This is a genomic window from Actinoplanes lutulentus, assembly GCF_003259845.1.
GTDB classification, from domain to species: Bacteria; Actinomycetota; Actinomycetes; order Mycobacteriales; family Micromonosporaceae; genus Actinoplanes; species Actinoplanes lutulentus.
The window spans coordinates 181,962-193,507 of the sequence record NZ_QLMJ01000014.1 but is presented as its reverse complement, the minus strand read 5'-3'; the positions used below and the strand labels follow the sequence as shown (position 1 = coordinate 193,507).

11 protein-coding genes are annotated in these 11,546 nt (G+C 69.5%); 6 read left to right on the top strand and 5 right to left on the bottom strand.

Annotation, left to right across the window (positions count from 1 at the left end):
* Window positions 1–18 precede the first annotated feature (18 nt).
* Entirely contained in the window at window positions 19–333 is a 315-nt protein-coding gene (locus B0I29_RS27720; protein WP_245972773.1) for a DUF2530 domain-containing protein, read from the top strand.
* 17 nt (window positions 334–350) lie between these two features.
* Here the strand turns inward: B0I29_RS27720 and B0I29_RS27715 are convergent, their stop codons facing one another.
* A complete protein-coding gene (locus B0I29_RS27715) occupies window positions 351–1,220 on the bottom strand; it encodes a DUF3027 domain-containing protein (protein WP_111652030.1) in 870 nt (289 codons plus the stop codon).
* Window positions 1,221–1,246: 26 nt separating this feature from the next.
* Between B0I29_RS27715 and B0I29_RS27710 the strand changes: the two genes are divergently transcribed.
* The 4 genes from B0I29_RS27710 to B0I29_RS27695 all read left to right on the top strand — a co-directional run bounded on the left by B0I29_RS27710 (window position 1,247) and on the right by B0I29_RS27695 (window position 5,517).
* The gene (locus B0I29_RS27710; protein ID WP_111652029.1) at window positions 1,247–2,980 is read left to right on the top strand and encodes an MFS transporter; all 1,734 of its coding nucleotides are present in this window, start codon (window positions 1,247–1,249) and stop codon (window positions 2,978–2,980) included.
* Window positions 2,977–3,609: a futalosine hydrolase gene (locus tag B0I29_RS27705; protein WP_111652028.1), complete on the top strand. Its 633-nt coding sequence runs from the start codon at window positions 2,977–2,979 to the stop codon at window positions 3,607–3,609. Before B0I29_RS27710 ends, B0I29_RS27705 begins: the two co-directional genes overlap by 4 nt.
* Window positions 3,610–3,717: 108 nt before the next feature.
* Window positions 3,718–4,911 (top strand): MFS transporter, encoded by a 1,194-nt coding sequence (locus B0I29_RS27700; protein WP_111652027.1) that lies wholly within the window; start codon window positions 3,718–3,720, stop codon window positions 4,909–4,911.
* 9 nt (window positions 4,912–4,920) lie between these two features.
* Window positions 4,921–5,517, top strand: coding sequence for a TetR/AcrR family transcriptional regulator (locus tag B0I29_RS27695; protein WP_111652026.1), 597 nt, complete (start codon window positions 4,921–4,923; stop codon window positions 5,515–5,517).
* On the opposite strand, the gene B0I29_RS27690 is transcribed toward B0I29_RS27695, so the two are convergent.
* Genes B0I29_RS27690 through B0I29_RS27680 form a run of 3 tightly spaced genes read right to left on the bottom strand, consistent with a single transcriptional unit; the run spans window position 5,502 to window position 10,061 of the window.
* Window positions 5,502–6,842, bottom strand: coding sequence for a glycoside hydrolase family 1 protein (locus B0I29_RS27690; RefSeq protein WP_111652025.1), 1,341 nt, complete (start codon window positions 6,840–6,842; stop codon window positions 5,502–5,504). The two genes, B0I29_RS27695 and B0I29_RS27690, sit on opposite strands and share 16 nt — an antisense overlap.
* Before the next feature lie 13 nt (window positions 6,843–6,855).
* Window positions 6,856–8,046: an MFS transporter gene (locus B0I29_RS27685; RefSeq protein ID WP_245972771.1), complete on the bottom strand. Its 1,191-nt coding sequence runs from the start codon at window positions 8,044–8,046 to the stop codon at window positions 6,856–6,858.
* Window positions 8,043–10,061, bottom strand: coding sequence for an amidohydrolase family protein (locus B0I29_RS27680; RefSeq protein ID WP_111652024.1), 2,019 nt, complete (start codon window positions 10,059–10,061; stop codon window positions 8,043–8,045). Before B0I29_RS27680 ends, B0I29_RS27685 begins: the two co-directional genes overlap by 4 nt.
* A 172-nt stretch (window positions 10,062–10,233) precedes the next feature.
* Here B0I29_RS27680 and B0I29_RS27675 point away from each other — a divergent pair, with 172 nt between their 5' ends.
* On the top strand, window positions 10,234–11,046 hold the full coding sequence (locus B0I29_RS27675; protein WP_111652023.1) for a 1,4-dihydroxy-6-naphtoate synthase: 813 nt from the start codon (window positions 10,234–10,236) through the stop codon (window positions 11,044–11,046).
* Here B0I29_RS27675 and B0I29_RS27670 read toward each other — a convergent pair.
* On the bottom strand, window positions 11,043–11,429 hold the full coding sequence (locus tag B0I29_RS27670; protein ID WP_111652022.1) for a cold-shock protein: 387 nt from the start codon (window positions 11,427–11,429) through the stop codon (window positions 11,043–11,045). The genes B0I29_RS27675 and B0I29_RS27670 overlap by 4 nt on opposite strands.
* Window positions 11,430–11,546 lie beyond the last annotated feature (117 nt).

Sequence of the window (11,546 nt, the reverse complement as noted above, 5' to 3'; positions counted from 1 at the left end):
TGGTCGTACCCTGACGGAGTGAGTGACCTGTCGCCCGCCACGAAAGCCCCGGACGTTACAAAAACCGCAAAAACCCTAGATGCTGTCGTCGGGACTAAACCCCGGCCCGAGCCGCTGGACCCGCCGATGCTGCCGTTCGCCCTGGCCGGCGTGGCCGCTTTCGCCGTCGCCCTCCTGGTCACCTGGCTGGCAGGCGCGCCCGATCACTGGGTCGAGATCACTTTCGCCGGGCTCATCTGGGGCATTCCGGGCACGCTGACGATGGTCGTCCACGACCGGGGCCGCAAGCACCGCCGGGTGCTCACGCACCCGGAATTCACCGTTACCGGCTGAACGAAGACAGCTGAACCTCAGCTGTGGCCGTAATCCTCGGCCGGCTCGCCCGACTCCACCGAACCGTGTCCACGGCTGACCGCCACGGACTCGACCTCACTGTCGTCGTACACCGTCGGCAGCTCCTCGACCGGCTGCTCAGCCGTCGTGAGCAGCGCCTCGGAGTGCGCGCCACAACCGTGATCGGCGGCGACCGCACGACCGTCGTCCGGCGCGTACAGGTTGCCGCAGACGCCGAACATCGGGCGCATCGAACCGGCGAGCGGCAGGTAGAACCCGCAGGTGCCGCAGCGCGCGTTACGCGGCGCGGCCGTGGAGATCGGCGCTTCCGGGCCGGCGTCGCCGTCGTACCACCGCTGGGCGGTCTCGATGCGGCCCTCGCGGGACATCACCCGGGACCGGCCGAGGCCGAGCTCCCAGGAGACCTCCTCGACAGCGGCGTCGTCGCTGAGCACATAGCCCGGAGCGAGGCGGTCGTCGTCGGGCGCGGTCGGCATGAGGTCGCCGACACCGAGGTCGCCGGGCTGCACCCGCTCGTTCCACGGCACCCAGCCGGGCGCGAGCAGCGCGTCGGGGCCGGGCAGCAGAACCGTCTCGCAGATCGTCACGTGCCGGCTGCGCGGGACGCGGGTGACCGTGACGGCCCACCGCCAGCCCTTGTAGCCGTCCAGATGACTTTCGAAGAAATGGGTGACCACGCGGTCGCCCTCGGCGACCGCCTCAAGGTGATCACCGACGTCGTCCGCGTCCACATCGGTGATGGCACCACGAGCCACCCCGACGGCATCGGCACAGACCTGGTCGAGTCGGGCACTGCGGGCGGCGGTCCTGGAGGTCACCGACCCATTGTTGCCTACCGAACCGGGTGGCCCGCAATGAGTCCCCATATACCCGCGGGTGAACATCAGTCAGGATGGTTGTCATGCCGCTGCTTCCCACACTCGGACGCACCGTCGGCACCGGCGTGAAGGCACTCCGTCTGGTGGTGCGGGGCTCGGTGCGCGGCAGTGCCTGGGCCACCCGCCGGGTCGGCACTGCCCGGGCGCGCGGAGCCGCCAACGAAACCGGCATGATCCGGCTCTTCGACCTGCACGCGATCTCCTGCGCCGGTGACGCGCTCATCGCGATCGGACTCGCCGGGACGATCTTCAGCGTCCCGCTCGGCGAGGCCCGCAGCAAGGTGGGGCTCTACCTGCTCATCACGATGGTGCCGTTCGCGCTGCTCGCCCCGGTGGTCGGCCCGCTGCTGGACCATTTCCGGCACGGCCGGCGTTACGCCCTGGCCACCACGATGCTGGGCCGGGCGTTCCTGGCCTACGTGATGTCGGACAACCTGCTCGGCTGGGGGCTGTACCCGGCCGCGTTCGCGGTGCTGGCGTTCTCCAGGGCTTACGGCGTGGCCAGATCGGCGGCCGTGCCACGCCTTCTCCCGGCCGGGGTGGGACTGTCCCAGGTGGGCGCCCGGGCCAGCGTCTACGGCACGTTCGCCGGCATTCTGGTGGCCCCGATCGGCCTGCTCGCATTCAAGTTCGGGCCACAGTGGCCCCTGCGGGTCGCCACGATCATCTTCATGGTCGGCGTGGTGATCGCGTTGCGCCTGCCGCCACGCGCCGACTCCGACCCGCCGGAGGAGATGCCGCGTCCCTGGCGCGCCGTCTTCCGCACCGCCGGCACCGGCCGCCCGCTCGCCGAGCGCCTGGTGATGGCGAGCCTGATCGGCAGTTCCAGCCTGCGCCTTCTCTACGGATTCCTGCTGCTCTTCCTCACCTTCGCGATCATGGGGAACGACCTGCCCAGCTCGTTCATCGGCTTCGAGATGAGCCGGGGCGCCGCGGTCGGTGTGGTCGGCGGCGCGCTCGCGATCGGCACGTTCCTCTCCACCGCCGCCGGGACCGGTCTGCGCATCCGCCGCCCGCTCGCGCTGCAGTCCAGCGGCCTGGTGGTGACCGCCGGCGTCGCGGTGCTCACCACGATCTTCTACAACCTCGCGATGGTCACCCTGCTGGCCCTGCTCACCGCGATCTTCAGCGGGATCGCGAAACTCGCTGTCGACGCCAGCATCCAGGAACGCGTGCCGGAGAAGCAGCGGGCCACCGCCTTCGCGCACTCCGAGACCGCGTTGATGCTGGCCTGGGTGGCCGGCGGCGGCCTCGGCATCATCCCGCTTCCCGGACGGATGGGGATCGCGCTCGCCGCGCTGCTCGCGGTGCTTGCCGCGGCGCGCGCCGCGTGGGCGGCAACCCGCCTGCACAACGAGCGCCTGCTGGGTCACCCTTCTCCTTCGGTACGGGATGAGGACACACCCCGTGGGCCCGTGATGGAGGCCGTCGACCCGTGGGCCGACCCCGAGCCGGCGCCGATCACCAAGACGCCCGCACAGCGCGACACCGGGCGCCGATGGCGGCGGGGCCGGAAAAAGCCGGAGCCGGTCGTCGTGCCCGCCCCGGAACCACAGGTGAAAGCGAACGGGCCAGATCTCGACGAGGCCGAGCGGCCGACGGTCCGCTATCGGGGCGGCGACGGCAGCGGCACTCCCCAGGCCCGGCCGTCCGGTGCCGGTGCGCCGCCCGGATTCCACGTCTACCGGCCGTCCAGCTCCGGAAACGCCGTCCGGAACGCCGATCCGGCGAACGATGAGGACTCGTGAACGCGTACAAAATCTTGGTGGTGACCGCGGTGACCGCCGAGGCCGAAGCGATCCGCCCAGGTCTCGACAGTGATCTGATCGTGGTCGGCGCCGTAGGCGTCGGTCCGGCAGCGGCCGCGGCCGGTACCGCGCGGCTGCTCGCCACCGGCAACTACCGCGCGGTGATCAGTGCGGGCATCGCCGGTGGGTTCCCCGGGCGCGCGCCCGTCGGCGGGACCGTTCTCGCGACCCGCAGCATCGCCGCTGACCTGGGCGCCGAGACACCGGACGGATTCCTGCCGGTGGAGGAACTGGGTTTCGGCAGCAGCGTGCTGGAGTGCGACCCGGCGCTGGTCAAGGCGCTGAGCGAGGCGCTTCCGGCGGCGCTCGTCGGTGACGTGCTGACGCTGAGCACGGTCACCGGCACGCAGGCGACCGCGGACCGGCTTGCGGCGCGCTTCCCGCAGGCGGTCGCGGAGGCCATGGAGGGGTACGGCGTGGCGAGCGCGGCTCTCGGCGCCGGAGTGCCGTTCGCCGAGCTGAGGACGATCTCCAACCCGGTGGGACCGCGGGACCGGGCCGCGTGGCGCCTGGCCGACGCGTTCGCCGCCCTGCGCGCCGCAGCTCCGGCATTGACGACCCTCCTCTGAATCTTGTCCGATTCCTTTACCGGGAAGTTATTGCTGTTGAACATTGGGAACGGCATGCTGCGCTGACAACCGATTGACGGCCGCTCACCCTTCACCATGCGAGGCGCGATGACAGACGTGGGCGGCACCGGGATGACGGCCGCGGCGAGAGCCCGGTTGATCGGCGCTGGTTACGCGGCTCAGGGCCTCGGTTACGCGGCTGTGGTGACCGCTCTGCCCACGTTCAAGGACCGGCAGGGCATCGACGACACGTTCGTCTCGGCGATCCTGCTGCTGGTCTGTGTCGCGGCGGCCGGCGGTTCGGTGCTGGCCGACAAGATCGCGTCCCGCTGGGGCAGCCGTTACGCCCTGGCCTCCGGCCTGCTGGTCGTCGCGGCGGGGCTGGCCGGCGCGACCATCACCACGCCGAACGCGGTCTTCGCGGTGATCCTGCTGACCTACGGCGTCGGTCTCGGCGCGGTCGACGCGTCGCTGTCCATGCAGGGTGTGCTGGTGCAGGCCCGGCTCGGGCGCAGTGTGATGAGCAGGCTCTTCGCGGCGTACACGGCGGCCGCCATCGCGGCGGCGCTGCTGATGTCCGGTGTGCTCCGGATCGGCGCGGGCGCCGAGCTGGCGGTCGGCGTGGCGGCCGTGTTCGCCGCGGTGATCGGCGTGATCGGCTGGCGCGCCTTCGAGCCCGGCCGGACGCTGCGAGCGGCGGCCGTGCACGCGCACGGCGGCCGTGCGATCCGCCCGATCGTGCTGGTCTGCGGCATGTTGATCTTCACGGCTTTCCTGGTGGACTCGGCGATCAGCACCTGGAGCTCGGTCTACCTGCACGACAGCCTGAACGCCGCCTCCGCGGTGGCTCCGCTGGGTTACGCGGCCTACCAGGCGGCCGTCCTGGTGAGCCGCCTCGTCGCCGACCACGTGATGCCCCGGGCCGGCCGTCTCGCGGTCGCCCTGGGCGGCCTGGCCGTCTGTGGCGTCGGCTGCGGGCTGGTGGCGGCGCTGCCGTCGATCGGCGCCGCGGTGGCCGGCTTCGCGATCGCCGGCATCGGGGTGGGTGTGCTGGTCCCGCTGGCGTTCAGCGCGGCCGGCGAGGCAGCGGCCGAGAACAGCGACGAGGTGATCGCCAAGGTGAACCTCTTCAACTACGGCGGCGCGCTTCTCGGTGCGGTTCTGCTCGGCGCGCTCTCCGAGCCGATCGGCCTTCAGATCGCGTTCCTGATCCCGGTCGTCGCGGTAATTCTGACGTTGCCGCTGGCTCGCCGGCTGCGTCATCTCGCGGTCGACGAGCCGGTTGTCAAAAGCGCTGGCTAAGCTTGCCGCGTGCCGAGGCTGGTCGACCGCGATCTCAGAAGGGCCGAGTTGCTCGCCGCCGCTTGGCGAGTGGTTCGCGTCCGCGGTGTTGAGGGCACCACGACCAGGGCCATCGCCGACGAGGCGGGTTGCTCGCTGAGCGTCCTCGCGCATTTCCTGGGCGGCAAGGACGACATCCTGGTCGCCGCACAGAAGGCGGTCTACGACCGGATCGTGGAGCGCGCCTTCCGGATAGGTGGCGACCTCTTCGGACTCGACGGTCTGCGCGCCGCGCTGGAAGCGGTGCTGCCGCTGGATGAGGAGCGGGCCGCCGACGCCCACGTCAACGTCGCGTTCGCCGGTGCCGCCCTGTCCCATCCCGGGCTCGCCGAGTCCCGCCGCCGGTCGCACCAGGAGATCCGGGTGCACCTGATCAACTGTCTGCGCGAGGCGCGGGAGCTGGGTGAGCTGCGCGCCGGGGTGGACGACGAGGCCGTGATCGACGACTTCATCATCCTGGTCGAGGGCAGCACGCTGCTCAGCCTGGTCGACGGGTGGGCCGAGGAGGGCCGCGCCGAGCGCCTGTCCCGCCTCGCCACCCAGTTCGTGGATCAGCTGCGGCGCTGAGCCGCGATGACTTCCTTGTACCAGTGCCAGGAGTCCTTGCGGGTTCGCGTCAAGTCTGATTTGTCGACGTAAATGAGTCCGAATCTTTCGTCATAGCCTGCGGCCCACTCGAAATTGTCCAGCGCGGACCACACGTAATAGCCCCGCACGTCGACTTCTTCAGCGACGGCCGCAACCGCACGCAGGTGAGCATCCAGGTAGGAGATCCGCCGCTCGTCCCGTACCCGGCCCTCCGCGTCCGGCGGGCTGTCGTGGAAGGACGCGCCGTTCTCGGTGATGATCACCGGCGGCAGCTGCGGGTAACGCTCCTTCAGCTTCACCAAGATCTCGGTGAGCGCCGACGGCACGATCGACCAGCCGAAATCGGTACGCTCGTCGCTCTTCACCGGCACCGGTGAGAACGGCAGGCCGTCCGGGATGTCCACCTCCAGCACGCCGGAGTAATCCTTGCCGGCCCGCGGCGCCTCGATCATCGTCGGCTCGTAGTAGTTGACCCCGTAGAAGTCGAGCCGGGCCCGGATCAGCTCCAGGTCCCGGTCGAGCTGCGCGCCACCGACGCCGATGCCGGCCGCGATCATCTCGTTCGGGTACTCGCCGCGCAGGATCGGATCGGAGAACGTCCAGTTCGTCAGGTCCTCGAAAAGGCCTGCCGCGCCCAGGTCCGCCGGGTCGTCGCTGGCCGGGATGACCGGGAAGTGCTGGTTCGCCACACCGACCGTCGCGGCCCCGTGGGTCCGGAGCACCTGCACCGCCAGGCCATGCGCGAGCAACTGGTGGTGTGCCGCGGGCAGCGCCTCCAGGCCCAGGCCACGGGCGGGGGCGTGGTCGGTGAGCGCGTACCCGTACAGGGTGTGGACGTTCATCTCGTTCAGCGTGATCCAGTCGCGGACCCGGTCGCCGAGGCGCAGGACCAGCGTGCTGGCGTAATCAGCGAGCCGGTGCGCGGTGTCCCGGTTCATCCAGCCGCCGGCGTCCTCCAGGCTCTGCGGCAGGTCCCAGTGGTACAGCGTCGGTACCGGCCGCACGCCGGCTTCGAGAAGCGCGTCGACGAGCCGGTCGTAGAAATCGATCCCTCCGGAGAGGACTCGCGGCCAGGAGAACGAGAACCGGTAGTCGTGCGTCCCGGCGGCGGCGATGTGCCCGACATCCTCGGCGTACCGGTTGACGTGGTCGATCGCGACCCGGGCGTCCTCGCCGTGCCGGATCGTGCCCGGCCGGGCCGCGAACGTGTCCCAGATGCTCGGGGGCAGGCCTTGGGTGCCCTCGATCTGATAGGCCGAGGTCGACATGCCGAACCGGAAGCCAGGTGGGAACTGTGGGTACAAGACGATCCCTTTCTTACGGAAGTGCTTTCAATCGCGGCAGCGCCGCCAGCGCGAGCAGCGCGGCGCCCCCGGTGAGCAGGTACAGAGCCGGATAACCGCCGAGCCCGGTGACGATCGGCGCGGCGATCACCGGAGCGATCAGCTGGGGCAGGGTGCCGGCGATGTTGGCGACGCCGAGCATCGTGGCGCGGGTCTCGGCGTCCGGCAGCACATGCGTGATCACCGCCATGTCCACCGCGATGTACGCACCCCAGCCCACCCCGACCAGCGCCGAAGCAACGATCACGACGGCTGTCAGGGGTACCAGGGCCAGCACCGTGCTCCCGGCCGCGATGATCACCGCGGCGGCGGCGACGAAGATGCGGCGGCGTACCCACTTGTCGGAGAGGACGCCGCCGAAACCGCCGACGATGCCGGCGAAGAGCACGTTGACCACGGTCAGGATCAGCACCCAGAGGGCCGGGTCGGCGACACCGACGGAGTCCGACAGGTAGTAGAAGAGGTAGACCAGGACCAGCGCGTTGCTGAGGTTCAGCAGGAACCGGATGACCCAGGCCCAGGCGAATTGGCCGCCCGGTCTGGTAATGACGGACCACTTGATCTTGCTGGTTTCGGCCCGCGAGACCGGGCCGTCGCGATGCATGATCAAGAGCGCCGCGCCGAAGGCCGGCACCGCGATCGCCACCGCGATGTAACCCGGCGCGCCCTGGCCGACAGCGACCGCCACGGCGGTGCCGAGCACCACCCCGACGATCTGCGCCACCCCGAAGATCGCGCCGACCGTGCCGCGCTGCCGTTCCGGCACCCGGTCACCGATCATCGCGGCCAGCGCGGCGAGCGGCCCGTTGAGACCGGCCTGCACCAGGCACCAGCCGATGACCATGGTGGACCGGGTGTCCGCCCCGGCCAGCACCAGCAGGCCGGCGATGCCGACCACGGTGCCGGCCAGGAAGATCGGCAGACGCCGTGACCCGATCCGGTCGGAGAGGATGCCCCAGAGCGGGTTCGCCACCATCGACACGGCGGCGCCCCAGGCGGTCACGAAGGCGAGAAGCGCCTCCTTGCCGTCCTCACCGGCGAGCCGGGCCGCCTGCTCCGGGAGCAGGATCTGGATCGGGCCGAACCAGCCCGCCGCCACCCCGACCATGGCCAAGCCATAGGCGGTCATCCAGCGGCGGCGGACCGGTATGTCGACGAGCGTCACAGGCGAGCCTTTTCCCACATCACGGTGTACGCCTCAGCACCACTCAGCAGCTGTTTGCGCAGCTTGGTGGCGTCGGAGCCGGACTGGTTGATCAGGTCGGTGATCCAGTCGGCGTACAGGCCGTACTGGGCGACACCGTCGGTGTTCAGGTCGAAGGTGCGTGTCCCGTACACCTGCTTGGCGACGGTAGTGCCATTGGTCGCGGTGAAGGGATAGGTGAGCGGGCTGGACCCGGCGTTCAGGCGGGGGGCGGCCTGCGGGCCCAGCCCGTTCACGTCAGTGCCGACCCCGTACCCGGTGATCTTCGAAGCGTTGGTGAGCGCCTGGTGGGCGCGCCATTCGTCGAGGAAGGTCCCGGTGTCCTGGCCGTCGTCGCTGGCCGCGAACGCGTAGCTGGCGACGAAGCCACCGAGGCCGAGGATGCGATTCACGATGGTCGGGTCCGACCAGGTGTGCACCGAGGTGACACCCGGATATCCGGCCTGCGTGGCGATGTCGAGGACCGCTTGCGCGGTCTTAACACCCATGTGGTCGATGTGGATGATCATGCCGCGCTCGATCATTTCCTTGATCAGGTACGACCCCAGCGAGGTCAAGCCACGGGTGTTGCAGATCTTGCCGCTCGGATACACCGGAAGGATCGTTCCGGCCGGCAGGCCGACGCCGAGCTGGAGGAGCTTGGTGATGTCATCGCTGACCAGCGGCTGCTCGTTGTCGGACGGGCCGGTGCAGCTGGTCGCGGTCCACCAGTGGCCGCTGGAGAGCAGCTGACCCACGTTGATCGCGGCGCCGGTCACACCCTCGTCGAACCGGGTGCCGCCGAACGCGTTGTCGAACTTGTGCACCGGGTACATGCCGCTGACGCCGAGAGCCTCCAGCTCGTCCAGCCCGGCGTCGATGTCGGCGGTGGTGCACTGCGGGACGTCCTTGATCTCCCGGCAGCCGAACAGCTCGGAGTTCTCCACGCCGATCGTGACGGCCAGCTTGCCGGTCGCGGCGATCGCGCGTACCTCGGCCGGGGTCTTCGCCAGCCGGAACCAGCCCTTGCCCGGCCCGCCGCTGCGGGCATCCACATAGTCCTGCATCTTCTTCAGGTACGTTGCCTGCGCGCGGATCTGGTCCATCTCGTTGCAGGAGGTGTGCTCCGGCGTCAGCTCGCAGATCACCCGGTTCGCCACGAGCAGCACGTTGAGCACCCGCTGGCCGGACTTCCAGGCCCGTTCCAGGCTGCGGAAGTACGACGCCTCGTGCAGCATCGTGTCGTTCTGCGGCCAGTCGCCGAACGTCGGCCAGCCGTCCTCGGCCGAGTTGATCGGGTCGGTGCCCGCGATGATCGCTTCGAGCAGCGCGCCCCAGCCGAGCGTCCCGTGCGACGCACAGCCCTTCAGTGCCACGGTCACACCCCCCGATGCGTACGGGTCACCGCAGTGCAGTGATCCACCGAACGCCTCGGCAGCGGTGACGTGCGCGTGGGCGTCGATCCAGCCGACGAGCTTGCCGCTGGAGTCCACTCCGGCAGCCGGTGTCCCGGTGACGCCGGTGGCGATGTCCGGGTTAGCGGCACAACCACTCGCCGCGGTGAGGGTGTACGTCGAACTGCCCGCACCCAGCCCGCCGAGGTAGACGCCCATCTGCTGACCGGTGGCGGTCGAGGTGAACTTGTACTTGCCCTCGGAGACGGTGGCGGTCCAGTCGGCGCGGTCGCCGTAATCGGCTCCGGCCCAGATCCAGCTGACCACGCTCTGATAGATCGGGGCGCTGGTCGAGTCCCGGATCGCGTACCGGCCGAGCTGGGTGGCCTCGAAGCGGAACTTCTCCGCCTTCGACGCGGTGCTCGTGTACCCGTACCCGACGCTGTCCTTGAAGACGTAACCGTTCGAGGTCTGGAGGGTGACACACGCACCCTCGAGATCGGTTGCAGACGTCCAGGTCGCAGCCATGGCGGCGGGCGCGGGCAGCCCACCTACCAGGCCGAGCACCAGGACGCCCGCAGCGGTGGAGCGGAACCGGGCCACGGGACACCCCCTTTGATCGATCAAATGATCCAACAAAGCGGAGTGTAAGAATTGTCACGGCTTAGATCCAGATGTAAACGCGAATCTTTTTCCTCAGTGCACCCCGGGGTGTGGGGAGCTAGACAGGCGCCGTAACGAGCGCTTCGCCGCCGACGCGGCTAGCGTGAGGCTCGTGGAGCTTTCTCTGGCGGTCTCGCCGTGCCCGAACGACACTTTTGTGTTCCACGCTCTGATCCACGGGCAGGTGCCCGGCGCACCGCCGGTAAATCTGACCTTCGCCGACGTCGACGTGACGAACACGGCGGCGCTCGACGGCCGGTTCGACCTGGTCAAGGTGAGTTACGCGGCCCTGCCCTGGCTGCTCGACGACTACGAACTGCTGCACTGCGGCGGAGCGCTCGGCCGTGGCTGCGGCCCGCTCGTGCTCGCCCGGGAACCCCTGGACGACCTCACCGGCAAGACCGTTGCGGTGCCCGGTGACCGCACCACGGCGTACCTTCTCTTCCGCCTCTGGTCCGCGGGTCACCCGCCGGCCCACATCGAGGTCGTGCCGTTCCACGAGATCATGCCGGGCGTGGCCGAGGGCCGCTTCGACGCCGGCCTGGTCATCCACGAGGCCCGCTTCACCTACCAGCGGTTCGGTCTGACCGCCCTGGCCGACCTCGGCGAGTGGTGGGAGACCGACACCGGCCTGCCGATCCCGCTCGGTGCGATCCTCGCCAAGAAAGGCACCGTCGACCCGGCGGAGGCCACCGAGTGGATCCGGGCGTCGCTGCGCCAGGGCTGGCTCGACCCGGCCGCCAGTTACGACTTCATCCTCGCCAACGCGCAGGAGATGGAGCCGGACGTGGTGCGGCAGCACATCGAGCTCTACGTCAACGAGTTCACCCTTGATCTGGGCAGAGACGGACTCGCCGCCGCTGACGCCCTGCTCGGGCGTGCGGCGGCGGCGGGTCTGACGCCTGCTGTGAAGCCGTTCGTCTAAACCTCGAACTCGCGTGCGACCGCGTGCACCAGCTGTGCGATCTTCAGCGCGGTCTTCTTGTCCGGGTACCGGCCGCGCTGCAATGACGGCTGCACCGAGCTCTCCAGGACCTTGATCATGTCTTCGATCATGCTGGCAAGCTCGTCCGCCGGGCGCCGGCGCAGCTCGGCAACGGACGGCGGGGCCTCCAACAGCGTCACACCGAGCGCCTGCGCGCCCTTGCGGCTGTCGACCACGCCGAACTCGATCCGCTGACCGGTTTTCAGCTCGGTGACCCCGGTCGGCAGCGAACCCTTGGGCAGGAACACGTCGCCGCCCTCATCACTGGTGACGAACCCGAATCCCTTAGCCGCGTCGTACCACTTCACTCGACCCGTGGGCACCGCTGACCTCAACTTCACTCAATGGACACAACTGCTCACGGCAAGGCTATCCAGACGCGGGCTCGGACCCAACTGCAATCTCACCCAGCAGCAGGGTCCGACTCCGGTCAGTGGCCG